At 72.2% G+C, this 24,715-nt stretch carries 23 protein-coding genes; 10 read left to right on the top strand and 13 right to left on the bottom strand.

What is annotated here, in order from left to right; translation table 11 throughout:
* Positions 1-116: 116 nt before the first annotated feature.
* Positions 117-413 (bottom strand): metal-sensitive transcriptional regulator, encoded by a 297-nt coding sequence (locus CLT74_RS19450; protein WP_099847797.1) that lies wholly within the window; start codon positions 411-413, stop codon positions 117-119.
* A gap of 115 nt (positions 414-528) precedes the next feature.
* Here CLT74_RS19450 and CLT74_RS19445 point away from each other — a divergent pair, with 115 nt between their 5' ends.
* From CLT74_RS19445 to CLT74_RS19430, 4 genes are all read left to right on the top strand, one after another.
* The gene (locus tag CLT74_RS19445; protein ID WP_099852401.1) at positions 529-738 is read left to right on the top strand and encodes a copper ion binding protein; all 210 of its coding nucleotides are present in this window, start codon (positions 529-531) and stop codon (positions 736-738) included.
* 32 nt (positions 739-770) lie between these two features.
* The gene (locus CLT74_RS19440; protein WP_099847796.1) at positions 771-1,742 is read left to right on the top strand and encodes a hypothetical protein; all 972 of its coding nucleotides are present in this window, start codon (positions 771-773) and stop codon (positions 1,740-1,742) included.
* Positions 1,743-1,753: 11 nt separating this feature from the next.
* Positions 1,754-4,003: a heavy metal translocating P-type ATPase gene (locus tag CLT74_RS19435; RefSeq protein WP_099847795.1), complete on the top strand. Its 2,250-nt coding sequence runs from the start codon at positions 1,754-1,756 to the stop codon at positions 4,001-4,003.
* Between the two features lie 72 nt (positions 4,004-4,075).
* Positions 4,076-4,249, top strand: coding sequence for a CsbD family protein (locus tag CLT74_RS19430; RefSeq protein ID WP_099847794.1), 174 nt, complete (start codon positions 4,076-4,078; stop codon positions 4,247-4,249).
* A 62-nt stretch (positions 4,250-4,311) separates the two neighbouring features.
* Here CLT74_RS19430 and CLT74_RS19425 read toward each other — a convergent pair whose 3' ends face one another.
* Together CLT74_RS19425 and CLT74_RS19420 are read right to left on the bottom strand one after the other, a co-directional pair.
* Positions 4,312-5,271 carry a sensor histidine kinase gene (locus CLT74_RS19425; protein WP_099847793.1) on the bottom strand — a complete coding sequence of 320 codons (960 nt, stop codon included), beginning with the start codon at positions 5,269-5,271 and terminating at the stop codon, positions 4,312-4,314.
* Positions 5,268-6,113, bottom strand: a complete 846-nt coding sequence (locus tag CLT74_RS19420) for an MEDS domain-containing protein (protein ID WP_486582420.1) — start codon at positions 6,111-6,113, stop codon at positions 5,268-5,270. The genes CLT74_RS19425 and CLT74_RS19420 overlap by 4 nt, the downstream gene beginning before the upstream one ends.
* A 117-nt stretch (positions 6,114-6,230) precedes the next feature.
* Between CLT74_RS19420 and CLT74_RS19415 the strand changes: the two genes are divergently transcribed.
* Complete coding sequence (locus tag CLT74_RS19415) at positions 6,231-6,806, top strand: sigma-70 family RNA polymerase sigma factor (RefSeq protein ID WP_099847792.1); 576 nt, start codon at positions 6,231-6,233, stop codon at positions 6,804-6,806.
* A gap of 17 nt (positions 6,807-6,823) precedes the next feature.
* Here CLT74_RS19415 and CLT74_RS19410 read toward each other — a convergent pair whose 3' ends face one another.
* From CLT74_RS19410 to CLT74_RS19400, 3 genes are all read right to left on the bottom strand, one after another.
* Positions 6,824-7,666 carry a zf-HC2 domain-containing protein gene (locus CLT74_RS19410; RefSeq protein WP_099847791.1) on the bottom strand — a complete coding sequence of 281 codons (843 nt, stop codon included), beginning with the start codon at positions 7,664-7,666 and terminating at the stop codon, positions 6,824-6,826.
* A gap of 69 nt (positions 7,667-7,735) precedes the next feature.
* Positions 7,736-9,535, bottom strand: coding sequence for a glycoside hydrolase family 15 protein (locus CLT74_RS19405; RefSeq protein ID WP_099847790.1), 1,800 nt, complete (start codon positions 9,533-9,535; stop codon positions 7,736-7,738).
* Between the two features lie 37 nt (positions 9,536-9,572).
* The gene (locus CLT74_RS19400) at positions 9,573-10,199 is read right to left on the bottom strand and encodes a universal stress protein (protein WP_099847789.1); all 627 of its coding nucleotides are present in this window, start codon (positions 10,197-10,199) and stop codon (positions 9,573-9,575) included.
* 120 nt (positions 10,200-10,319) lie between these two features.
* On the opposite strand from CLT74_RS19400, the gene CLT74_RS19395 reads away from it, so the two are divergent.
* From CLT74_RS19395 to CLT74_RS19385, 3 genes are read left to right on the top strand one after another with little or no spacing between them, the layout of a single operon-like run.
* Positions 10,320-11,534 (top strand): D-arabinono-1,4-lactone oxidase, encoded by a 1,215-nt coding sequence (locus CLT74_RS19395; RefSeq protein WP_099847788.1) that lies wholly within the window; start codon positions 10,320-10,322, stop codon positions 11,532-11,534.
* Positions 11,534-11,899: a sensory rhodopsin transducer gene (locus tag CLT74_RS19390; RefSeq protein WP_486582419.1), complete on the top strand. Its 366-nt coding sequence runs from the start codon at positions 11,534-11,536 to the stop codon at positions 11,897-11,899. Before CLT74_RS19395 ends, CLT74_RS19390 begins: the two co-directional genes overlap by 1 nt.
* A 9-nt stretch (positions 11,900-11,908) precedes the next feature.
* Positions 11,909-13,063: an FUSC family protein gene (locus CLT74_RS19385; protein WP_486582418.1), complete on the top strand. Its 1,155-nt coding sequence runs from the start codon at positions 11,909-11,911 to the stop codon at positions 13,061-13,063.
* Position 13,064: 1 nt separating this feature from the next.
* Here CLT74_RS19385 and CLT74_RS19380 read toward each other — a convergent pair whose 3' ends face one another.
* The 4 genes from CLT74_RS19380 to CLT74_RS19365 all read right to left on the bottom strand — a co-directional run bounded on the left by CLT74_RS19380 (position 13,065) and on the right by CLT74_RS19365 (position 18,423).
* On the bottom strand, positions 13,065-14,678 hold the full coding sequence (locus CLT74_RS19380; RefSeq protein ID WP_099847786.1) for a polyketide antibiotic transporter: 1,614 nt from the start codon (positions 14,676-14,678) through the stop codon (positions 13,065-13,067).
* A complete protein-coding gene (locus CLT74_RS19375) occupies positions 14,675-15,559 on the bottom strand; it encodes an ABC transporter ATP-binding protein (RefSeq protein ID WP_199172225.1) in 885 nt (294 codons plus the stop codon). The genes CLT74_RS19380 and CLT74_RS19375 overlap by 4 nt, the downstream gene beginning before the upstream one ends.
* A gap of 105 nt (positions 15,560-15,664) precedes the next feature.
* Positions 15,665-16,705, bottom strand: a complete 1,041-nt coding sequence (locus tag CLT74_RS19370) for a cation transporter (protein ID WP_099847785.1) — start codon at positions 16,703-16,705, stop codon at positions 15,665-15,667.
* A gap of 107 nt (positions 16,706-16,812) precedes the next feature.
* The gene (locus CLT74_RS19365; RefSeq protein WP_099847784.1) at positions 16,813-18,423 is read right to left on the bottom strand and encodes a potassium/proton antiporter; all 1,611 of its coding nucleotides are present in this window, start codon (positions 18,421-18,423) and stop codon (positions 16,813-16,815) included.
* A 307-nt stretch (positions 18,424-18,730) separates the two neighbouring features.
* Between CLT74_RS19365 and CLT74_RS19360 the strand changes: the two genes are divergently transcribed.
* Both CLT74_RS19360 and CLT74_RS19355 read left to right on the top strand, forming a co-directional pair.
* Positions 18,731-19,486 carry a potassium channel family protein gene (locus CLT74_RS19360; protein WP_099847783.1) on the top strand — a complete coding sequence of 252 codons (756 nt, stop codon included), beginning with the start codon at positions 18,731-18,733 and terminating at the stop codon, positions 19,484-19,486.
* Between the two features lie 247 nt (positions 19,487-19,733).
* The gene (locus CLT74_RS19355) at positions 19,734-22,385 is read left to right on the top strand and encodes an HAD-IC family P-type ATPase (protein ID WP_099852392.1); all 2,652 of its coding nucleotides are present in this window, start codon (positions 19,734-19,736) and stop codon (positions 22,383-22,385) included.
* Between the two features lie 33 nt (positions 22,386-22,418).
* On the opposite strand, the gene mgtE is transcribed toward CLT74_RS19355, so the two are convergent.
* From mgtE to crcB (CLT74_RS19340), 3 genes are all read right to left on the bottom strand, one after another.
* Positions 22,419-23,747, bottom strand: a complete 1,329-nt coding sequence (gene mgtE / locus CLT74_RS19350) for a magnesium transporter (RefSeq protein WP_099847782.1) — start codon at positions 23,745-23,747, stop codon at positions 22,419-22,421.
* 103 nt (positions 23,748-23,850) lie between these two features.
* A complete protein-coding gene (crcB, locus tag CLT74_RS19345) occupies positions 23,851-24,225 on the bottom strand; it encodes a fluoride efflux transporter CrcB (RefSeq protein ID WP_099847781.1) in 375 nt (124 codons plus the stop codon).
* The gene (gene crcB, locus CLT74_RS19340; protein ID WP_099847780.1) at positions 24,222-24,704 is read right to left on the bottom strand and encodes a fluoride efflux transporter CrcB; all 483 of its coding nucleotides are present in this window, start codon (positions 24,702-24,704) and stop codon (positions 24,222-24,224) included. The genes crcB (CLT74_RS19345) and crcB (CLT74_RS19340) overlap by 4 nt, the downstream gene beginning before the upstream one ends.
* Positions 24,705-24,715: the final 11 nt, after the last annotated feature.

Here is a 24,715-nt window from a genome sequence, read left to right as displayed (position 1 = left end):
TGTGCGCCCGGCAACGACCTCGGGCCGCGAGGCACGGATTTCGGCTGGCCATCGTGTGCGAATGGTAACCAGCCGGACCTGCCGACGCCTGTCGTGCGGGTGCGTCGGCGGGTCGGTCAGCCGCGTTTCATCAGGCGGCCGACGGCGGCCATCATCTCGGTCGCCATCTCGTCGGCGCGTCCCTCGGCGGCACCTTCGTGCATGCAGTGCCGGGCGTGCCCGTCGAGCAGGCCGAGGGCGACCTTGTCCAGTGCGGCCTGGATGGCGGAGATCTGGGTCAGCACGTCGATGCAGTAGCGGTCGTCGTCGACCATCTTCTCGATGCCGCGCACCTGGCCCTCCACCCGGCGCAGCCGGGCGAGGAGTTGGTCCTTGCTGGCGGTGTAGCCACGGATCGGCGCGGGTGTGCTCATGCCGGCAAGAATAACGTACCCCTGGGGGGTATGTTACCGTCGATACGCCAATACCCCCTGCGGGTATCTGGAGGGGCGGGTGCTCGGCTCGCCCGAGGAGCAGGAGGAGAGTTCCATGGTCAGCACGACGTACCAGGTGCAGGGCATGACCTGCGGGCACTGCGTCAACGCGGTGAGCACCGAGATCGGCGCGATCGAGGGCGTCACGGACGTCCAGGTGGACCTGGCCGCCGGTCGGGTCACCGTCACGAGTGACAAGCCGTTGTCCGAGGACGCGGTGCGCGCCGCCGTGGACGAGGCCGGATACGAGCTGGCCGGCGCCTGAGCCGGTCAGCAGGCGGGACCGGGAGGTCAACCATGAACACGGCGACGAAGCTGAGCGGCTTCGCACTGGGCCTGGCGGCGGTGTTCGGCGCGGCGTACGGGGTGGGGCAGCTGACCGGTCCGGTGACCGTGGTCGCCACCGAGCACGACAGCGACGGCGTCGGGCATGGCGGTGACGTCCGCGACGAGGACGCCGGCCACGGGGAGGGGGCGGTCGGGCACCTGCCCGGCGGCCTGCTCGTCTCCGACAGGGGATACACCCTGGTGCCGGTCGGCGCGCCGGCGGGTGAGTTCGCGTTCCGGATCACCGGGCCCGACGGCCGTCCGGTGACCGACTACGACGTCACCCACGACGAACGGATGCACCTCATCGTCGCCCGCCGCGACCTCTCCGGCTTCCGGCACGTCCATCCGGAGTTGGCCGGTGACGGCACCTGGCGGATCGCCTCGCCACTGGACTCCCCCGGGGTGTGGCGGGCCTTCGCCGACTTCACCCCGACCGGCGGCGAGCCCCTGACGCTCGGTGTCGACGTGACGGTCCCTGGCGCGCTGACCGAGCGACAGCTGCCCGCCCCGGCGAGCAGCGCCACCGTCGACGGTTACACGGTCACCCTCTCCGGAGCCCCGCAGCCCGGGCGCACCGCGACGCTGACGCTCACCGTCGACCGTGACGGCGTGCCGGTCACCGATCTGGAGCCGTATCTCGGGGCGTACGGTCACCTGGTGGCGCTGCGCCGCGGTGACCTGGCCTACCTGCACGTGCACCCCGAGGGCACCCCGGGCGACGGTCGGACCACCCCCGGCCCGCAGGTGAGCTTCGCCACCGAGTTCCCCTCGGCCGGCACGTACCGGCTCTACCTCGACTTCCGCCACCGGGGCGTGGTGCGTACCGCCGAGTTCACGGTGCATGTCGGTGACCCGGGCAGCACCACCGGGCCGACCGACGAGCACGCCAGCGCCGAGCCCGAGGACGGGCACGGCACCCCCGGGCACGAGCACGACTGACGGGACCAGCCATGAGCACGAGCCGACCCCTGACCGCCGCACCGCACCTGATCGAGCTGGCCATCGGCGGTATGACCTGCGCGTCCTGCGCCGCCCGGATCGAGAAGAAGCTCAACCGGATGGACGGCGTGCAGGCCACCGTCAACTACGCCACCGAGAAGGCGACAGTCTCGTACGCCGACCCGGTCACTCCGGACGACCTCGTCGCCACTGTCGAGAAGACCGGCTACCAGGCCAGCCTGCCGCCACCGCCCACGCCGACCGGGCCGGCAGTCGCCGACCCGGCCGACCCGCTGCACGCCCTGCGTACCCGGTTGTGGGTGTCGGTGGCGCTGAGCGTGCCGGTGATCGCGCTGGCCATGGTGCCGGCCTGGCAGTTCACCTACTGGCAGTGGCTGTCGTTGACCCTGGCCGCCCCGGTGGTGGTCTACGGCGGGCTGCCCTTCCACCGGGCCGCGCTTGTCAACCTGCGCCACGGTGCCGCGACCATGGACACCCTGGTGTCGCTGGGCACGCTCGCCGCCCTGGGCTGGTCGGTGTGGGCGCTGTTCCTGGGCACCGCCGGCACCCCCGGCATGACCCACCCGTTCAGCGTCGACATCGGCCGCACCGACGGCGCCGGCAACATCTATCTGGAGGCGGCCGCCGGGGTGACCGCCTTCATCCTCGCCGGCCGGTACTTCGAGGCGCGGGCGAAGCGGACCGCCGGTGCGGCCCTGCGGGCCCTGCTGGAGCTGGGCGCCAGGGACGTGTCGGTACTGCGCGACGGGGTGGAGACCCGGATCCCGATCGACCAGCTCGCGGTGGGGGACCGCTTCGTGGTGCGGCCCGGCGAGAAGATCGCCACCGACGGGACCGTGGAGGAGGGCTCCTCGGCTGTCGACGCCAGCCTGGTCACCGGCGAGTCGGTACCGGTGGAGGTGGCGGCGGGTGACGCCGTGATCGGCGGTTGCGTCAACGCGGGAGGCCGGCTGGTGGTCACCGCGACCCGGGTCGGTGCCGACACCCAGCTCGCCCAGATGGCCCGACTGGTCGAGCAGGCGCAGAGCGGCAAGGCCGCCGCGCAGCGGCTCGCCGACCGGATCTCCGGGGTCTTCGTACCTATCGTGATCGCCCTGGCCGTCGGCACGCTGGGCTGGTGGCTGGGTAACGGTGCCGGACCGGCCGCGGCGTTCACCGCGGCCGTGGCGGTGCTCATCATCGCCTGCCCGTGCGCCCTCGGCCTGGCCACCCCGACCGCGCTGCTGGTCGGCACCGGTCGTGGCGCGCAACTCGGAATTCTGATCAAGGGGCCGGAGGCGCTGGAGTCCACCAGGCGGGTGGACACCGTGGTTCTCGACAAGACCGGCACGGTGACCACCGGACGGATGAGCCTGCTCGCGGTGACCGCCGCCGAAGGTGAGCGACGCGACGAGGTGCTGCGGCTGGCCGCCGCCCTGGAGACCGGTTCGGAGCATCCGGTCGCCCGGGCGGTGGTGGCCGGGGCCGCCGAGGTCGGCGCGCTGCCGCCGGTCACCGGCTTCGCCAACGTGGCCGGACTGGGCGTCACCGGCTCCGTGGACGGCCGGCAGGTGCTGCTCGGTCGGGCCCGGCTGCTGCGCGATGAGGGTCTGGTCGTACCGGACGACATCGCCCGGGCGGCGACCGACGCGGAGGCGGCGGGGCGCACCGTGGTGCTGGTCGGCTGGGACGGCCGGGCCCGTGGCCTGCTGGCCGTGGCCGACCAGGTGAAGCCGACCAGCCGGGAGGCGGTACGGCGGCTGCGCGCGCTCGGTCTGAAGCCGGTGCTGCTCACCGGCGACAACGCCACTGTGGCCCGTTCGGTGGCCGCCGAGGTGGGTGTCGACGAGGTGATCGCGGAGGTGCTGCCGGCCGAGAAGGTCGAGGTGGTCGCCCGGTTGCAGGGGGAGGGCCGGGTGGTGGCGATGGTGGGCGACGGGGTCAACGACGCCGCCGCGCTGGCCCGGGCGGACCTCGGCCTCGCGATGGGCACCGGCACCGATGTGGCGATCGAGGCGTCCGACCTGACTCTCGTCCGGGACGACCTGCTGGCCGCGGTCGACGCGATCCGGCTGGCCCGCAGCACCCTCGGCACCATCAAGGGCAACCTGTTCTGGGCCTTCGCCTACAACGTGGCGGCCCTGCCGCTGGCGGCTGCCGGGCTGCTCAACCCGATGATCGCGGGGGCGGCGATGGCGTTCTCGTCGGTGTTCGTGGTCGCCAACAGTCTCCGGCTGCGTCGGTTCCGCCCGGTTTCTTGAACTTTTCCGGTTGGCCGCAGCCCGGCTGGGTACCTGACTGTTCGTAGCGACACGAACCCCGGGAGGCTGACAGTGGGCGTCGAGGACAAGTTCAACAACACCACCGAGAACACCGGCGGCAAGATCAAGGAAGGCGTGGGTCGGGCCACCGACGACGAGCGCCTGGAGGCCGAGGGCCGTGGCGACCAGATGAGCGCCAACCTCAAGCAGGCCGGCGAGAAGATCAAGGACGCCTTCCGCAAGTAGTCCGGATACGCGGTACGACACCGCCGGGTCGGCTCACGCCGGCCCGGCGGTCGCGTGTCCGCTCAGCCGCCCGGTGGCCGGCCCGCGGTAAGTCGCAGGGTGAAGCCATCGGCGTCGCGGTGGTGGGTGACGTGGTTGCACGACTGGTGGGTGATCCACAGGCCCAGCCCACCCGGTGCTCCGTTCACCGACGGCAACAGCCCGGCGTACGGATCCTCCGGGCCGGTGCCGGCATCAGTGACGGTGGCCACGATGCGGTCCGCGCCCGCCCAGAGCCGGAACCGGACCGGGGAACGGCCGTGCCGCAGCCCGTTGGTGACGGTCTCGCTGACGGCGACGACGAAGTCGTCGAACTCGTCGTCCCCCAGCCCTCCCTGGCCGGCCTGGTGCACGGCCGCGCGGGCCTGGGCCGCCGTCGGGTCGAGCAGATCGACAAGGGGTGGGGTCATCTGGATCGGGTCGGGTGGCATCGGGCGCGCCTGGCGCAGGAATGCCTCCGGGGCGAGGTAGTCGGCACTCGGCACGTGCCGCCCGTCGGGTGCGGCGAAGCACGGATGGGTGGCGGCGACGTCCGCCAGCACCCCGGGCGCGGTGGTCCGGGTGTCGTACGCGCACATGCTCCACAACGGCCAGTCGTCGTACGCGTGGTTTATCGCCGACTCGTACCGGGCCCACCAGTCCCAGGTGGGGCCGAGGCCGACCGGCGGCACCTCGCCGATGATCCGGATCTGGGTGGCGCCGTCGGCGACCAGATCGGCGAGGAGCTGGCGGTACATCCGGATCGCGGCGGTGGGCCGACCGTAGACGTCACCGCCGGCCAGGAACTCCACCTTCGCGTCGGCGGGCAACGCGGCGCGGACCAGGTTGCCGGTGCGCTCACCGAGCGCCACGAAGGTCGGCTCGTTCGCCTCGACGCCGCCGACCAGGAACGGCACCACGACGGCGAGCAGCTCCTCGTCCGAGCCGTAGCAGAGAGCCTCATGGAAGTAGCCGGTGTGCCCGGCGGCCGGACCAGTCCTCACCGGGCCACCTCCACCCGCAGCGCGGGTAGATCCAGCAGGGCGGCGAGCCGGGCCACCCCGGAGCGGGCGGCCCGCAGCACGACAGTCGCGTGCCGGTCCCGGGCGTACTCGCTCAGGTGGATGAGCGCCCGATGATCGAGGAAGCGGAGCCCGTCGGCGTCCAGCACCAGCTCGTCGTCGACAGGTTGCAGATCCGCGCGGTCCAGCGCGGTGCGGAACAGCTCGTGGTTGGACGGGTCGAGCTCCCCGGCGAGGGCGGCCTGCCCCTGGCGCAGCGGTACGGAGTACAACCGGAACAGCAGATGACCGAGGTTGTGCTCCGGGTGCAGGCAGGCCAGCTCGGCGACCGCCGCCTCGCCCAACTGCGAGCGGTCGTACGCGCACATGGCCCGGAAGGGCGCGGTGCTCATCATCTCGTTGACGCGCTGCTCGTAGCGGCCGAACGCGTCGCGTTGGGCGGGCGTGCGGACCAGGTCGGTGGCGTCGGCGGCGACGCGCAGGCCGGTGTACCCGTCGGCGACCGCGTCCCGGGTGGCCCTACGGTAGACCGCCACCTGGCTCGCCGGGTCGATCACCGCCGTGCTGGTGTACGCGCCGTCCAGGGAGCGGACCTGGGCGGCGCCGGCCAGCAGCGCGTCGGCGAAGTCCCGGACACCGAGGAGATGGTCCCGGACCGGCTCGGCGGGGCCGGAGACGACGAACCAGACCCGCTCGCCGGCCGCCAACCCGGCCCGCAGGAACTCCACCGCATGCGTCATGAACCCGGCCGGATCGTCGTACGCCCAGCACAGGTGCCAGTAGCACGGCGGCTGGTCCGTCAGCACGGCACTCCGCTCGCTCACCTCACGTGCCCCATCGGTGCAGTCTACGGCGTCCTTCGACGGGACCCCGATACGCAGGTCCTTCGATTGTCGGCCCGCCCGGGAACCAACCGGCGGGTACCGCCGACCAATACGGCGATGACAGCCGTGACCGACGACATCAGCGGGTACGCGCTCGCCGCGGGCCGGGGCGACCAGGCCGCCGCGGCAGCGTTCGTGCGGGGTACCCAGCACGACGTGCGGCGGTTCCTGGCCCACCTGCCCGGGGTACGGGAGGTCGACGACCTGGTTCAGGAGACGTACCTGCGAGCCTGGCGGGCGCTGCCGTCGTTCGCCGGCCGGTCCACCGCGCGGACCTGGCTGCTCGCCATCGCCCGCCGGGTCGCGGTGGACCAGGTACGGGCTGCCACCTGCCGGCCACGGACCGCGAACCTCGGCGACTGGCAGTCCGCCGCGGAGTCCACGCCGGCCGGCGTGCGGGCCGGGGTGGAGGAGCAGGTGGTGCTCCGTGGGCTGCTCGACGGTCTGGCACCCGAGCGCCGGGAGGCGTTCGTGGCCACCCAGGTGCTCGGCCTGTCCTACGCCGAGGCGGCGCAGGTGTGTGACGTGCCGGTCGGCACCATCCGGTCCCGGGTGGCCCGCGCCCGTGAGGATCTCGTGGCGGCGATCCGATCGGCCGACCCTCCGGCGGACCGGCCGGACGCCGTCGGCTGAGGGGTTCCCCGGCGTTGTCAGGCGACCCGCCGCTGGTCACGGTCGTGGCCGCGGGTGGCACCGGTGCGGGCCAGGACGGGGCCGTGGTGGGCGTGCCGAGCCTGGGCCGAGTACGGCGGCAGCAGCCGCAGGGGGGCGGGCTCGTCGACCTCGTCGAGGCGCAACCGCCAGCGGGACCGCTCCGGCTGGTGCCTGTCGCTCGGGTCGCCGGGCCGTCGGGAGCTGCGCGCCAGCAGCACGGTGATCAGGTAGCCGGCCACCAGGAACCCGTGGCTCACCAGCCGTTCCACGGCGACCTGCGAGGCGACGAGATCGTTCACTGACAGCAGCACCAGGGTGACCACGAAAGCGCCGAGCATCGGCAGCAGCCCCGACGGCGAGGTGCGGCGCAACGCGACGAACAGGAAACCGGCCCCCACCGCGACGTTCCAGGCGGCGGACTCGTGCCACAGGTGCTGGCCGGTCGAGTGGACGTGTCCGGCGACCTCGGCCCGGCCGACCTGTGCGAGCCCGAGCACCAGTTGCACGGCGCCGAGCAGGCCCAGCGCGGCGCGCAGTCCGTTGACCAGGGCGGGTCGCCCGGTGATCGTCGGCCACCGGCGACGCGGGACCGCCGCGGCGACGAGCGTACGCCAGTGGCGGCGCGGCGGCGGGGCCGCGGCGAGGATCGCCTCGGTCAGGTCCGGCAGCGACGTCACCACCTGGGTACGCGCCCGGCGGGTCACCCTCGCCGCCGAGTCGAGCCAGGCGCGGCAGCCGGCGCAGGTCTCCAGGTGCACTCCGACCCGGCGCTGCTCGTCCGCCGTCACCTCACCGTCCAGTTGCGCCGACAGAATTTCCCGCCACTGCTCACACCGCATGTACCCATAGTCGCTCCGCGGGCCGGCCTGGTTCCCGGCCGGGCCTGGCGGAACCCGCTGACACCGAGGTCAGGAGCCACCCCGGCCGGCCCAGGCGTGCAGCGCATCCCGGTTGCTCGCGCCGTCGAGATTCAGTGCCGCCTCGATGAGCGCGAGATGGGTGAACGCCTGCGGGTAGTTGCCGAGCGCGGTGCCGTCGGCGGCGAGCTGCTCGGAGTACAGGCCGAGGGGGCCGGCGTACCCGAGAAGTTGGGCGAAGACGTCGTGGGCCTCGTCCCGCCGGCCGGCCAGCACCAGCGCCGAGACCAGCTCGAAGGAGCAGAGCAGGAACGCACCCTCGGTACCGGGCAGGCCGTCGTCGGTGTTGTAGCGGTGCAGCAGGGCGGGGCCGATCTCCAGCTCGGAACGCAACCGGTCGATGGTGGCCAGCATCCGGGGGTCGTCACCGGGCAGGAACCCGACAAGTGGGATACGCAGCAGGGAGGCGTCCAGCTCGGTGGAGCCGTACTCCATCACGAAGCTGCCCACCCGCGGGTCGAAGCCGCGCTCCAGCACCTCGGCGTGCACCGCGTCGCGGGCCGTTCGCCACCGCTCCACGTCCGCCGTCGGGTCGTCGAGCAGCTCCGCCAAGCGGATGCCCCGGTCCAGGCAGACCCAGGTCATCACCTTCGCGTTCACGTAGTGTCGGCGCGGTCCGCGTACCTCCCAGATGCCGTGGTCGGGCTCGTGCCAGCGGTCGGCCATCACGTCGACGTGTTTGTGCAGCAGCGCCCACTGCTCCTCGGTCAACTCGCCGGTGAGCTGGTGGTACGCCAGTGCGGCGTCGAGAATGTGCCCGTACGTGTCGAACTGCACCTGCTCGGCGGCCTCGTTGCCGATCCGCACCGGCTGTGAGCCGGCGTACCCCTCCAGGTGCGGCAGCTCCACCTCCTCCGCGCCGGTGCCGTGGATGCTCACCAGCGGCGTCAGCAGGTCGCCCGAGCAGATGGAGATCAGGAAGTGCAGGTACCGCCGACCCTCCTCGGCGTGACCGAGCCGGAACAGCGCGAGCAGCAGCAGCGCCGCGTCCCGGTGCCAGGCATAGCGGTAGTCCCAGTTGCGTACGCCGCCGATCTCCTCGGGCAGGCTCGTGGTGGGGGCGGCGATGAGCGCACCCGTCTCGTCGAAGGACAACCCGCGCAGCACCAGCGCGCTGCGCCGTACGGCGTCCGCGCCGAAGCCGGTGTAGTCGCTGCGCGCGGACCACGTCTCCCAGGTACGGCAGGTGCGCCGGAACAGTTCGTCCGGGTCGGCGGGCTCGGCCGGGTCGTCGCCGTAGCCGAGCAGCAGCGCGGTGGACTGACCGGCGGACAGCTCCGCGCCGAACCGCAGGGTGCCGTCGGCCACCTCGCCGGCCAGGTCGCAGTCGACGCGGAGCGGAGTGTCGACGGCCCACCATCGTCGGTCAGCCGCACCCCAGGTCACCTCCCGGGCGCCGTATCCGACCCGGGGCCGCACCCGGATGTCCAGCCGGACCGTGCCCCGCTCGACAGTCACCCGCCGCACCAGCAGCTTGTCCGCGCGCAACGGTTGCTCGTCGTAGCCGGGCGCGACCGCGAGGAAGTCGTGGACGAGTGCCGTCCCGTCGGGGGTGTCGTACCGGCTCTCCAACACCAGGGTGTCCGGCAGGTACCGCCGGCTCGGCTCGGCGCAACCTGCCACGGTGAGGTCGAGGGCGCCGCCGGTGCGGCGGTCCAGCAGCCGGGCCAGCAGGGCGTCGCCGGCGAAGTGCGGCACGCAGAGCCACTCGACCGCCCCGTCCGCGGCGACGAGCGCGGCGGTGTGGGTGTCGGAGAGGAAAGCGTACGAGTCGATCGGGGGATAGGTCATCGCAGCTCCGCAGGGATGGGTTCGGACACGCCGGGGGTCATCGGCCGGGCAGGCTGCCGAGCAGGACGGCCCGGGCGGACCGCTGGGCGAGGCCCTCGGCGACGCTGCCCAACAGGCGGTCGCCGATCCCGTGCCCGTGCCGGCCGACCACCAGCAGGTCCACGTCCCGGTCGTCGGCGATCGCCAGCAACGCGTCGACGGGGTGACCGGTGACGATCGCGGTGGTCGGCCGGGGCAGCCCCTCGGGCAGCCCGGCGGCCCGTTCGTCGACCATGCGGCGGGCCCGCTCGTGTTCCCGTCGGGACTCGGCGTCGGACAGGTCGGGGCTGGTCACGGTGACCAGGACGAGTTCGCTTGTGCTTCCGGAGAGGGTTCGGGCGATGGCCCGCAGCGCCCGGTCGGCGTGCGCCGAGCCGTCCACCCCGACAAGCACGCGCAGCCCGGTGCCGACCGGCTCGGACGGTCGGTGGCGTACGTCGACAAGCTGCGGACGGGCCCGGCCCCGCTCGACGGCGATCGGCACGAAGAGCGGTCCGAGCAGCGCACCCACCAGATACCAGAGCAGGCTGCGGTGCCCGCCACGGGTGACGAAGACCGCCGCCGTGCCGAGGCCGACGGCCAGCCACAGCACCGCCACCAGCGCCGCGTACCACCACTCAGACATGACGTACCCCGCCGCCGGGTGTGGTCCTCAACGCGGAAATGACGGGTTCGGCCATACCCATGACTACCCCTCCAGCCCGGGGGTAAGCGCACGTTTCGTCCGTCACGAGGAGGTTGCGGGGTGTCCGGTCCGTTCGTGAACTGGTCCGGCAGTCTCACCTTCACCCCGTCCGGCTACGCGGCGCCGGGGGACGAACACGAAGTTCGGGAACTGGTGTCGCGGGCTCGCGAGTCGGGGGCCACGCTGCGGCCGGTCGGCTCGGGCCACTCGTCGAGCCCGCTGGTACGCACCGACGGCACCCTGGTCAGCCTGCACCGGATGGACGGCGTGATCGACAAGGCCGGTGACCGGGCCACGGTCCGAGGCGGGAGCCGACTCAAAGAGCTCGGCGAGGGACTCTACGACGCCGGGCTGGCGATGGAGAACCTCGGCGACGTGGACTACCAGTCCATCGCGGGTGCCACCGCCACCGGTACCCACGGCACCGGCCTCGGCTTCGGCAACCTGTCCACACAGGTGTCGGAGGTGCGGCTGGTCACGGGCACCGGCGAGGTGCTGGACGTCTCCGCGACCAGCAACAGCGACCTGCTGCCCGCGGCCCGTCTCTCCCTCGGCGTGCTGGGTGTGGTCACCCAGCTCACCCTTGAGCTGAAGCCTCGCTACGACCTGCGCCGGCGGGCCTGGTGTGCGCCGGTCGACTGGACCCTCGATCATCTGGCCGAGTTGCAGCACACCAACCGCAACATGGACTTCTACTGGTACCCGCGCAGCGACCTGACCCAGATTCGCACCATGAACCGGGCGGACGACGCGCCCGAACCGCCGCCAGGGGCGAACCGGATGTCCGGGCCGGGCGGGTGGCACGAGCCCAGGGATCTGGAGATCGGGCCGACCCACCGCACCATCCCGCAGAACCGGGAGCTGCGCTTCGAGGAGATCGAATACATGCTCCCGTCGGAGGCGTTCCCGGCCTGCTTCGCGGAGGTGCGTCGACGGATCCTCACCCGGCATCGGCGCACCGTGGGCTGGCGGGTGCTGGTGCGCAGCATCGCCGCCGACGACATCTGGCTCAGCAACGCGTACGGTCGCCCGACCACCACCATCGCCTGCCTGCAGAACGCCTCGCTGCCGTACGAGGAGTACTTCCGGGACATGGAGGCCGTCTTCCGGCAGTACGGCGGACGGCCGCACTGGGGCAAGAAGCACTGGCTGACGGCCAGCGACCTGCGACCGCTCTTTCCCCGATGGGACGACTTTCAGGCGGCGCGCCGCCGCCTCGATCCGGACGGGGTGTTCCTCACCCCCGACCTGGAACGACTGCTGGAGGAGACGTGATGGCGCAGGTGTGGGCGGTGCCGGGAGGGCACGTCCCGTTCGGCGGCAGTGGCGGTGAGCCGGATTTCACCAGTTTCGACAAGTTGTGCGTGCTGAACACCACCGATTCCGAGGCGGAGGTGACGCTCACCTTGTACTACGAGGACGCTGAACCGGTCGGGCCGTACCGGTTCGCCGTCGGTGCCCGACGGATCCGGCACGTACGGGTCAACGACCTGATCGATCCGGAGGCTGTCCGCCTCGATCGCCCGTACGGCTGCGTGCTCAGCTCGCCGGTGCCGGTGGTGGTTCAGTTCCTGCGGCAGGACACCCGGTTGCCGGGCACGGTGGCCCTCACCGGGACGATGGCCCACCCCGTCGGATAGTGCGGGACAATGCCGCAGCTTGAGGCGGCCTACACCGGGTATCCCGGGACCATGCCGAACTCGGTGGCAGGGCTCCGGGGACGAGTCTCGGCCGCCGGCTGGAGCAGCTACGGCCGGCTGCGACAGCATCTGCTGCTGGCCGTCCAAGGTGGCCTGGCGGCGTCGCTGGCCTGGTTGATCGCCGAACAGGTACTCGGCAACCCGGACCCGACCTTCGCGCCGATCGCCGCGGTAGGTGTCATCGCCACCGCTATCGGGCGGCGGGCCCGGCGTGCCGTCGAACTGATCGTCGGTGTGATCGTCGGTGTGCTGGTCGGCGACGTGCTCGTCGACACGATCGGCACCGGCGCCTGGCAGACCTTCGTGATCGTGTTCGGTGCGCTGCTCGTCGCGGTGGCGGTGCGGGGCACCGGTGCCCTGGTGACCCAGGCCGGCGGTGCGGCGGCGCTGATCGCCACCCTCACCCCGACCACGCCGGACGTCGTCCTGCCCCGGACGGTCAACGCCCTGGTCGGCGGCGCGACCGGGCTGCTGGTGGTGCTGGTGCTCGCCCCGATGAACCCGACCCGCAGTGTGCGCCGGATCGCCGGGCCGGCACTGGATACCTTCGCCCGACAGTTGACCTCCGCAGCGGAGGCGCTGGCCCGCCGGGACGCCCGCCGGGCGACGGAGGTCCTGGACGAGATGCGGTCCGCCGAGGGGCAGCTACGGCAGGTCGGTGATGTGGTGACCGCGGCCGAGGAGGTGGTCCGGTACTCGCCCCTGCGCTGGCGGCGCCGCCGGGCGCTGGCCGCGTACGGCGCCGGGGCCGAGCACCTGGACCGGGCGTTCCGCAACAGCCGGACCCTGGTCCGCCGGATCGGTACGGTTCTGCGCGACCAGGAACCGGTGCCGGCCAGCCTGTCCAGCGCCGTCGAACAGGTCGGGCAGAGCGTCCGCCTGATGCACGAGGAGTTTCTGTCGACGCGGGAGCCGGTGCGGACCCGGGAGCGGGTGCTGCTGGCCGTCCACGATGCCGGTACGGCCTGCCGGCAGGAGATCGGTTTTTCCGGCACCATCGTGGTGTCCCAGCTCCGGACCATCGCCAACGACATGCTGCGGGCCACCGGTGTACCTGGCGACGAGGCCCGCCGGCTGGTCCGGCGGGCCGCCGCCGGCCAATGACTCACCCCAGCAGGTCGCGCCGCCGGTGACCGAAGCGTCCGAGCGCGGCGGCGACGACCGCAATCCCGATCATGATGCGGTACGCCGGCCAGCCGGGCGACTCGGCCGGAACGGCCGCCAGATGGGTGAACGGAGAGAGCGTGGACACCCAGCCGGGTAGGTCGGCGCTGTCGGCGAGGACCTGGAGCAGGAACCCGCCGACGGCGGGTAGCGCACCGACGGCTGCGGTGGCCCGGGGCAGCCAACCGAGCGCGAGCAGCCCCGCGCCGAGGCAGAGCAGCACCACCGGCAGCACGTTCCAGGTGCCGGCCAGTGCGGCGGGCAGCGGCAGCGGAGCGTCCACCAGATAGGTGCCGAGCCAGGTCGCCACGGCCGCCACGGTGACGAGTACGGCCACCCCGGCCAGGGTGGCAAGCGTCTCGGCGGTCAGCAGGCGGCTACGGCTGACCGGCTGGGCGTACAGCGACGTCAACCGGCCGTCCGTCTCGGCGGCCACGAACTCGGCGAGGCGGACCACGGTGAAGAGCCCCACCGGCACGGCGAGCAGGACGAACAGGGACGAGGTGTAGCCGCGTACGCTGCCCAGCTCGGTGAAGCCGGCCTGCGCGGCCAGGTCGGCGAAGCGCGGGTTGTCCGCCAGGAAGCGGGTCATCGACGTCGCCAACAAACCGATGAGCAGGAAGTACGCGCCGATTCCGGCGGACCAGCCGGCCAGCGGGCGCAGCATCCGGCGTACCGCGAAGCCCTCGACCGTGCCGAGCAGCCACCGTCGGGGCGGACGACCGGTCGGTGCGGCGACCAGCCCGGCCCGCACGTCCCGTCGCCGGGCCAGTGCCAGCCCTGCCGCACCGGGCAGGAGCGCCGCACCGGCGAGCACGACCAGCGGCAGCAGCCGGTCCTCGTGGTACGGGCGGACGAGGGCGAGCAGGCCGTACGGCGACAGCCAGCGCAACCAGCCCAGCGCGGCGACGCCGTCGCCGACCATCCGAGCCAGCAGCCCGACGCCGAGTACGGTCAGGGCCAACCCGCTCGCCCCGGCTCGGGTCGGCATCACCTGGGCGCTCAACAGCGCTGTCGACACGGCGAAGAGCGCGACGAGCGCGATCCCGACGGAGTACCGCAGCGCCCCGGCCGGTGGCGTGCCGGCCGCGACGAGCACGACTCCTGTCATAGCTCCGGCGGTCGCCACGGCGACACACAGGACGGCGAGGTGCCGGCCGAGCACGGCCGGCACCGCCAACCGGCCAGCCAGCAGCAGATCCCACCGACCGCTCTCCTCCTCACCCCGGGTGATCCGGGTGGTGGCGAGCACCCCCCACACCGAGAGCAGGACGGCCAGGACGGTGCCGGTCCGCCAGACGGTGAAACCGCCAGCGGTGTCCAGCGCGAACGGTTCACCGAAGAGGGTACGGACCGCCGGGTTCTCGGCGAGGGCGGCAAGTGCGGCAGCGTCGAGCGCGGTGCCGGCGGTGCTCTCGTACCCGGCGACCACGATGGCTGTGATGCCGGCCGCCAACGCGGACATGACGAGCGCGCCCCGGCGTACCTGGCGCAGGGCGAGGCGGGTGACGGCGGCCCTGGCGGTGCCACCGTCGACCGATCCGATGGTGGTCACCTGCCGCTCTCCCCGTAGTAGTCGAGGAAGATCTCCTCCAACGTCGGCTCGCGCATGGTGAGGGTGGTGACGTCGGCTGCCGCCAACGCCCGCAGCGCCGGACCGGGCGGCCCGGTGAGGGTGAACCGCAGGGCGGCCCCGTCGACTTGGACGCCGTCGACCCCGTCGACGCCGGTCAGCTCCGGCACCGGGCCAGCGCACCGCACCAGCACCTCGGTGCGGTGCAGTCGCCGCAGCTCGGTGATGGTGGCGACGTCGACGAGGCGCCCGGCGCGCAGGATGCCCACCCGGTCGCAGACGGCCTCCACCTCGGCGAGTTGATGGGAGGAGAGAAACACCGCGCTCCCCGCGTCGCGGGCCTCGACCACGGCGCGGCGGAACTCGCGCTCCATCAGCGGGTCCAGGCCGGCGGTCGGCTCGTCCAGCACGAGCAGCGGCGCGCGGGTGGCGAAGGCGGCGACAAGTGCCACCTTCTGCCGGTTGCCTGTCGAGTAGGCCCGCCCCGGCTTGGACAGGTCGAGTGCGAAGCGCGCCACCAGCTCGTCACGGTAGGCGACGTCGACGCCCGGCCCGGTGGCACCGAGCAGCTCCAGGGTCTCCGCGCCGGTCAACTGCGGCCAGAGCGTCACATCGGCCGGAACGTACGCGATCCGCTGGTGTGCGGTGGCCACGTCGGCGGCGGGGGTACCGAAGATCCACGCCTGGCCGGCGGTCGGCCGGGCCAGGCCGAGCAGCAGTCGGATGGTGGTGGACTTGCCGGCACCGTTGGGGCCCAGGAATCCGAAGACCTCACCGGCGGTGACGGTCAGGTCGAGGTCGTCGAGAGCGAGCAGGGGACCGTAGCGTTTGGTCAGCTGACTGGTGCGGATGGCGGGTTGCACGGCGGCCTCCGGAGGGGTTGGGGACACGACCGCCGACCAGACTTCCCGGCACACCGAGCTCACCCTAGACCCAGGCGGCAACGACGGAAGCGCGGTGGCGGACGCTCAGGCGACGAGCACGACTGTCATCACGGCGTACGTGCCGAGCAGCACGATCCCCTCGAAGCCGAGGCGTCCCCACCCGCACGCCTGCCGGACCAGGAGCCCACCGAGCAGGGTCGCGGTCATGAACAGCGCGGTGGCGGTGACGAAGAGTTCCTCCGTACCGGCGGCGTGATAGATCGACCCACCCCGGTAGGCGATGTCGCCGACGACGAGGTTGAGCGCGTCCAGACTGTTGCCGCCGAGGACGGCGGCGATCGCCAGGGTGGGCGCCCCACGCCGGACGGCGGCCACCGCGGTCACCGTCTCCGGCAGCGCGTTCACCGCACCCATCAGGCTCGCACCGACGAAGCCGGCGCTGAGTCCGGTGACCAGGAGGAGGCTCTCGGCCGCGAGCGCGATGACCCACCCGCCGGCGGCGACCAGCAGGCCGACGAGGGCGAACCGACGCCACAACCAGGTGGAGCGTCGACGGTCCAGGTCGCCGTGCTCGTGCGGGACGTCCGGCAGCGTCTCGGCGGTGGCGACGGCCTGCCAGGGTGGGCTGGCACCGGCCCGGCGGACCAGGTGCAGGCCGCCGAGATAGCAGGCGACAAGCGCGTACGAGACGGGATGCAGGCCGGCCACTGTGGCACCCGGTGCGAAGCTGCCCAGCAGAGCGAGCGACAGCAGCGCGATGAGCAACGCGCCGAAGAGCACGTTCGACAGTGACGCCGCCGCGTGTTCCAGGTTGGCCCGCCGATGGAAGGCGTCGGCCACGGCAACCGCTGTGGTCTGCGCGGCGATGCCGCCGACCGCGTTTCCGTAGCCGAGTTGGGGTTGGGCGCCGGCCGCCGTGACCGCTGTCATCACGATCCCGGACAGCGAGGTGGCCAGCCCGAAGAAGACCGCCCCGAACAGGGCCTCACCCCAGCCCGTACGGTCGGCGAGGGTGTCGCCAAGCGCGACCAGCCGGATGCTGCCGAGCACGGTGACCACCCCGGCGAGCAGGAACAGGCCGATGCTCCAGCCCAGCGGCCACGGAGGCGTCAGGATGTCGGCCACCGGCCGGGCATTCCCGGAAAGCCGGGTCCGAACCCGCCCGGTGCCGCCCGGTTGGCCGACCCGGCGTCACGATCGCGACGTTCAACCGACCCCGCTGGCCGCGCTGCTCAACCAGCCGACTGGACGAGGACCGGTGGTGACTGGTCACCGGTGTCGGCCGGTGGTGTCGCTCGCGGTAGGGCCGTGGGGGTGTCCGGGTGGGGTCGGATCCTGGCCCGCTGTTCCGGGTCGCCGGTCTCGCCGCGCCAGTGGGCGAGCCGTCCGGCCCGGGCGACCGCCCGCAGCCGGCGCTCCGCGCGGTCCCGGACGTGTGGCGTGGTGACCACGAGTAACTGATCACCGTGCCGTAGCCGGGTGTCCGGCTCGGGCACGAAGGCGGTGCCGTCGCGGACCACGAGGGTGATCGCGGCCGGCGGAGGCAGTCGCAGCTCGCGGATGTGCACGCCGTGCATCCGGGAGTCGGGCTCGACGGTGAGGTGCAGCAGGTCCGCGTCGATGGCGTCCAGCGGCGCGGACTCGACCTGGAGGTCCGGGCCGATCCCGGTCGAGCTGAGCCGTAGGCGTTTGGCCAACCACGGCAACGTCGGAGCCTGGACCAGGGTGAAGGCCACGACCAGCACGAACACGATGTTGAACAGTTGCTCGCTGCCACCGACCCCGGCCACGACGGGAATGGTGGCCAGCACGATGGGCACGGCACCACGCAGCCCGGCCCAGGACAGCAGCACCTGTTCGCGGAGCGGAATCCGGAACGGCAGCAGGGTGACGAGCACCGACAACGGCCGGGCGAGCAGCAGCAGCACCAGACCGACGGTGAGGGCGGGCAGGATCGCGGCGGGCAGTTCGCTCGGATTTGCCAGCAGGCCGAGCATCACGAACAGGCCGATCTGCGCGATCCAGCCGAGGCCCTCGGCGACCGACACGGTGGCCCGGCGGTGGGCCAGCCGGGCGTTGCCCAGGATCAGCGCGGCGAGGTACGCGGCGAGGAACCCGCTGGCCTGGGCGAGCCCGGCGGCGGCGAAGGCGAAGATGCCGCAGGAGAAGGTGGCGATGGGATAGAGGCCCGAGGCGGGCAGGGTGAGCCGGCGCAGGAACCACACTCCGGCGGTGCCGATCGCGACGCCGACCGCGCCACCGACGCCGAGCTGGTAGACCATCTGGACCAGCAGTTCCAGCGGGCTGGTCGCGGTGAGCCCGGTGGCGCTGAAGGCGAGCACCAGGATGACAGTGGGCGCGTCGTTCAGCCCCGACTCGGCCTCCACCAGCCCGGCCAGCCGCCGGGGCAGCGGCAGGGTGCGCAGCACCGAGAAGACCGCCGCCGCGTCGGTGGAGGACACCACCGCGCCCAGCAGCAGGGCCAACTGCCACGAGACGTCGAGCAGCAGGTACGCGCCGAGGGCGGTGACCCCGACGCTTATCAGCACACCGGCGGTGGCGAGCGCGGTCGCCGGCGCCAGCACCGGTCGAATGTCGGAGAACCGGGTGGTCAGCCCCCCGTCGACCAGGATCACCGCGAGCGCCGCCGTGCCCAGGGCCTGCGCCAGGGCGGCATCGTCGAAGCGCAGGCCGAGCCCGCTCTCGCCGAGCAACAGCCCGATGCCGAGGTACGCCAGCAGCATCGGTACGCCGACCCGGGTGGCCACCCGTGCGGCGGTGACGCTGACCAGCACGGTCGCCGCCGCAGCGATCATCAGCAGGTAGACCTGTTGCAGGGTCATCCCGGAACCCGTCCCAGCCGCCGTCGACCCATGCTTCGCTCCCTCAACGCTCGCGCCTCAGTTGGGGTACAACGCCGGCACCCGCCCCCACGGGCCGCACAGCCGTCACCGCCCGGCGCTGTCGGCCGGGTGGCGACGCGCGCCATGGTGTGTCCCCGGCTCACGTTACCGGGCGGCGAGCCGTCGAACGCTCAGCGTGACTGTGATTCGCTGCCGGGGTCGATCTGCCGACCGCCGATGGGGCCGGTGTTCGACTGCGCGACCATGATTCGGCCACGCGTACGACGGAGAGGACGGGAGCCGGCTCATGAGCGGCGGGACAGCAGTGGAAACCGATCGACTCAAGGCATGGGAACGAGTCAGCGCCGCGCCGCTCACCGTGCTGTCCGTGATGTTCCTGGTGGCGTACGCGGTACCGATCCTGCGTCCCGACCTGAGCCCGGGGTTGCGGGACGCATGCGTCGCCACGACGGTCGTCGTCTGGTTGCTGTTCTGGGCCGACATCATCGTGCGGCTGCGGCTGGCGACCGACCGCCGGAGGTTCCTCCGGGAGCACCTGTTCGACCTCGTGGTGCTTACGCTACCGATGCTGCGCCCACTGCGTGCCGTACGCCTGGTCATGGTGGTGCTGACCATCAACCGCCGCACCGAACTGTGGGCCCGTGGCCGGCTGGCGGTCTACGTCGCCGCCACCACGGCGCTGCTGGTGCTGGTCTCCGCGCTGGCCGTGCTGGACGCCGAACGACTCGCGCCGGATGCCAACATCACCTCCTTCGACGACGCGTTGTGGTGGTCGACGGTCACCATCACCACCGTCGGCTACGGCGACTACTACCCGGTGACGGCCATGGGGAGATTCGTCGCACTTGGCCTGATGATCGGTGGGATCGGCCTGATCGGTTTCGTCACAGGTTCGCTGGCGACCTGGATCGTCGAGCGGGTCTCGTCAGCCGCCGACAGGCCGGTGGCGGCCACCGGCGACGACGTGGCGGCCCTGCGCGCCGAGATCGCAGCCCTGCGCCGGCGTCTCGACCCCGATCCGGCCGAACAGACCGTCACCTGATCGTCGACGCCTGTGCGGTGTCCAGAAACGTGTCACCGGATCACCGCCTAGCCGGGGCGTGATCAGGCGTTCCGGCCTGCTGGACGGTGTTCGTCCCGGAAGATGGTGGGCGCGGCGTCCGGCCGGCCGCCGGGGCTGAGGCGGCGACCCGGGTCGGCGGCGCGGGTCCGGTTCTCTGATCGTCGGCGGGGTGACGGTGACGCTCGAACAGTCGGCTGGGACGTCGCGGTCCGACGAACACCACGGCATGTCGGCCCACGAGGTGGTGCTGCTGCTGGAGACGGATCCGCAGCGCGGTCTGAGCGACGCGGAGGCCGCCCGGCGGCTGGCCCGCTACGGCCCGAACGTGCTGCCCGCCGCCGGTGGTGGCGGCCTGCTACGTCGGATCCTCCGACAGTTCCACAACCCGCTCATCTACGTGCTGATCGCGGCCGGCGTGGTCACCGCTGTCCTCGGGGAGCACGTCGATTCCGCGGTCATCTTCGCGGTAGTGCTGATCAACGCCGCGATCGGGTACGCCCAGGAGTCGCGAGCCGAGGCGGCACTGGACAGTCTGCGTTCGATGGTGCGGACCGAGGCGCGCGTGATTCGCGACGGTGAACTGCGGGCGATCTCCTCCGACGACCTGGTCCCCGGTGACCTGGTTGTGCTGGAGGCGGGCGACAAGGTGCCGGTGGACCTGCGCCTGGTCCGGCTGGCCGAGCTGCGGGTCGACGAGTCCGCGCTGACGGGTGAGTCGGTCCCGGTGGACAAGTTGGAGGCGGAACTGCCGGTGGGCACGCCGGTCGCCGACCGGCGCAACATGGTCTGGTCGGGCACGCTGATCGCGGCGGGCGGCGGTGCCGGCATCGCGGTGGCCACCGGAGCCGAGACGGAACTCGGGCAGATCCACCGTCTGGTCGGCGCGGCGGAGGCGCTGGCCACGCCGCTGACCCGCAAGCTGGCCCGATTCAGCAAGGTGCTGACCGTGATCATCCTGGTGCTGGCGGCGGTGACCTTCGCGGTCGGCCTGCTCCGTGGCCAGGACGCGGTCGAGACGTTCACCGCGGCCGTGGCGCTCGCCGTCGGTGCGATACCCGAGGGGCTGCCGGCGGCGGTCACGATCACGCTGGCCATCGGGGTGACCCGGATGGCCCGGCGGCGGGCGGTGATCCGTCGTCTGCCGGCGATCGAGACGCTGGGCAGCACGACTGTCGTCTGCTCCGACAAGACCGGGACGCTCACTGAGAACCAGATGACCGTACGGGCGGTGTGGACCCCCGACGCCGGGTTCGAGGTGACCGGCTCCGGCTACCGGCCGGAAGGGGAGGTCCGCGACGCCGGCCGGGGTGGTGAGGCGCTGCGCTGGTCCCTGCTGGCCGGTGCCGGATGCAACGACGCACGGGTACGCGAGCAGGACGGCGAGTGGCTGCTGGCCGGCGACCCGACCGAGGGCGCCATGCAGGTGGTCGCGGCCAAGGTGGGGATCGACCACGGCCGGCTGTCGACCGACTATCCGCGTCGGGACACCATCCCGTTCGACTCGAAGCGGCAGTACATGGCGACGTTGCACGACGAGCGGGCCACGGGCCGCGAGGTGGTCCTGGCCAAGGGCGGTGTCGAACGGATCGTGTCGATGTGTCGGGGTGAGATGGGCGCCGATGGAGAGATCCGGCCGCTCCGCGCCGACGCCGCGTTGCGGGCGGCCGAGGAACTGGCCGGTCGCGGGCTGCGGGTGCTCGCCACCGCCGTACGGCCACCGGACGGCCCGGACGACGGTTTCGACGAGGTCGCGCTGCCCGGCACCCTGGTCCTCACCGGGTTGCAGGCGATGCTCGACCCACCCCGCAGCGCCGCCGCCCCGGCGGTCCGGGCGTGCCACACGGCGGGTATCGACGTCAAGATGATCACGGGGGATCATGCGGCGACGGCCGGTGCCATCGCCCGCCAGCTCGGGTTGCTCGACGCGGAACGGCCGGACCGGGTGGTCACCGGCACGGATCTCGAAGAACTGCCCGCCGAGGGGTTCGCCGAGGCTGTCGATCGGGCCACCGTCTTCGCCCGGGTCTCCCCGGAACAGAAACTCCGGCTGGTCGAGACGCTCCAGCAACGCGGCCATGTGGTCGCGGTGACCGGCGACGGGGTCAACGACGCGCCCGCGTTGCGGCAGGCGAACATCGGCATCGCCATGGCCCGCTCCGGCACCGAGGTGGCGAAGGAAGCGGCCGACATGGTCCTCACCGACGACGACTTCGCCACCATCGAGGCCGCGGTGGAGGAGGGGCGCGGGGTCTTCGACAACATCACCAAATTCATCGTCTGGACGCTGCCGACGAACCTCGGCGAAGGGCTGGTGGTGCTCGTCGCCATCGTGCTGGGTGCCACCCTGCCGCTGCTGCCCACCCAGATCCTCTGGATCAACATGACCACCGCCGTCCTGCTCGGGCTGATGCTCGCCTTCGAGCCGAAGGAGCGCGGCATCATGCGAAGGCCGCCCCGTGACCCGGCCCGGCCGCTGCTGACCCGTGCTCTGGTGATCCGGATCGTGCTGGTGGCCACGTTGCTGGTGGCCGGCGCGTGGTGGGTGTTCCAGTGGGAGTACGCGAACGGCGCGGACGTCGCGCAGGCGCGTACCGCGGCACTGAACGTCTTCGTCGTGGTCGAGACGTTCTACCTGTTCAGCTCCCGGTCGTTGACCCGCTCGGCCTGGCGGATCGGCTTCTTCACCAACCGCCTGCTGTTGCTCGGCGTCGCCGCGCAGGCGCTCTGCCAGCTCGCCATCACATACCTGCCACCGATGAACGCGATCTTCGGCACCGCGCCGATCGGGCCTGACGTGTGGTTGCGCATCCTGGCCGTCGGAGCGGCCTCCGCCGTGGTGGTCGCCGTCGACAAGCGGCTGCGCCGCGATCTCGGCTGAGCCGCCCCGGCCGGGCACGCCGACGAGCCCCGGTCACAGCGAGAGGACGGCGTGCGCGACGGCGAAGTAGATGATCAGGCCGGTGGCGTCGACCAGGGTGGTCACCATCGGTGCCGACACCACGGCCGGGTCGATGCGCAGCCGTTTGGCCAGCAGCGGCATGGTGGCACCGACGGTGGCGGCCCAGGCGCAGATCACCACCAGGGAGATCCCGACGACGAGGGCGATCTGTCCGCCGACCACCACCGCGCCGACCACCAGACCGACAAGCGCGAGCATCGTCCCGAGCAGCAGACCGACCCGGGACTCGCGCCAGATGACCGCCGGCAGGTCCGAGCCGCGCAGCTCACCGAGGGCGAGGGCACGTACGGCGGAGGTGGTGGCCTGTGCCCCGGCGTTACCCCCGGTTCCCACGAGCAGCGGGATGAACAGAGCCAGTGCGGTGACCTGCGCCAGGGTGGTCTCGAAGACCTGCAGGACGTTTACGGTGAGTACCGAGGCGATGATGAGCAGCAGCAGCCAGGGCGCCCGGGAGCGGGCCAGCCGCCACACACTCACCGCCATGTAGTGACCGGGCCACGGCGCGGTACCGGCCTGACGGGCCACGTCCTCGGTGTCCGCAGCCTCGATGATCTCGACGGCGTCGTCGATGGTGAGCAGGCCCACGAGCCGGTCCTCGCTGTCGACCACCGGCAGCGCCAGCGTGTTGGTCTCCCGCATCAGCCGCGCGGCGTGCTCGGCCACGTCCGTGGCGCGTACCCTCGGCACGTCGGCGTCGACCAGTTCGGCCACCTGCGCGTCGGCGGGACTGAGCACCAGGTCGCGCAGCTCCACCACGCCGACCAGGCAACGGCCCGTGTCCACCACCGGCAGCACGTACACAGTCTCTGCGGCGGCCCCCTTCTGGCGTACCACCTCAAGGGCCTCGGCGGCGGTGAGCTGCCGGGGCAGCGCGACCGTCTCCGGTGTCATGATCTGCCCGACCGATCCCGCCGGGTAGCCCAGCAGCTCGGCGGTCATCTGCCGTTCGTGCGGGGACAGCCCGGCCAGCACCCGCTTGGCAACCTTTGCCGGTGCCTCGGTGAGCATCCGCGCCCGGTCGTCGGGGTCCATCCCCTCGACCAGATCGTGGAACGTCAGATCGCGCAGGCCCATCAGGATGCTCTGCTGGTCGACCGGTTCCAGCTCCTCGAAGACGGCAAGCGCGCGGTCCTTGTCCAGCAGCCGGAACGGCACCCCGGCGGCCACGCCGTCCAGCCGGGCGAGCGCGTCGGCGATCTCGTGCGGCGGGTGGTCGTCGAGCCACCGGCGGATCAGGTCCAGGTCGTTGCGCTCGACGAGCTGCTGCAATGTCGCAGTCATCCGATCACCTCCACCGGTGGTGCCGTCGTCGTCGGGAACCGGATCACGGCTGGCTGGATGATCCGAACCTACCCGCCGCGTCCCCTGGGCGAACCCGTCGAGGTCAGGCCCACAGCGCTTCGGCGAGGGTGACCCCGAGGAACGCGGCACCCAGTGCGGCGACGACGCTGACGCCCGCGTTGACAAGCGCGTGGAAACGGGCGCCGTCCTCGAAGAGCCGGATGGTCTCGTAGCCGAAGGTCGAGTAGGTGGTCAGCGCACCGCACAGGCCGACGCCGAGCAGGGCGACCAGGGAACCGGGCACCGCGCCCACGGCGGCGCCGCCGATCAGGACGCCGAGGACGAGTGAACCGACCACGTTCACCGTGAAGGTGCCCCATGGGAAGACGGAGTCGTGGTGTGCCTGCACCGCCCGGTCGACCAGGTAGCGCAGCGGCGCGCCGAGGGCGGCGCCGAGCGCCACCAGGATGACTGTCATCCGGCGCTCCGGTCCCGGCCCACGCCGGTCGCCCGCCGGGTCAGGGTCACGCCCGACCAGACGGCGGCGAGGGCGGCGACGAGGGTGGCGGCGAGGTACAGCAGGCCGGTCCGCGCCGCGCCGGCGGCCACCGCCTGCTGCACCTCGACGGCGTACGTGGAGAAGGTCGTGTACCCGCCGAGCACGCCGACGCCGAGGAAGGGCCGGACCAGTCGCGGCGCGGTCCACGCCTCGGTGATCAGCACCATCAGCACCCCGATGAGCAGACAGCCTGAGACGTCGACGGCGAAGGTGGCCCAGGGGAAACCCCGGGGCGGGTGCGGAAAGGCCACCGCGATCCCGTGTCGCACCACCGCGCCGACCATGCCGCCGACGGCGATCGCCGCGAGCAGACTCGCCGTCCCGCCGCGCAGTTCCGCGCGCTGACGCGGAACGCTGAGATCAACATCCGGATCGACAGGCGGTTGCGGTGAACCCACGGCTGCCCCCT

This window comes from Verrucosispora sp. CNZ293, from assembly GCF_002754655.1.
This window is presented reverse-complemented; position numbering and strand designations above follow the sequence as displayed.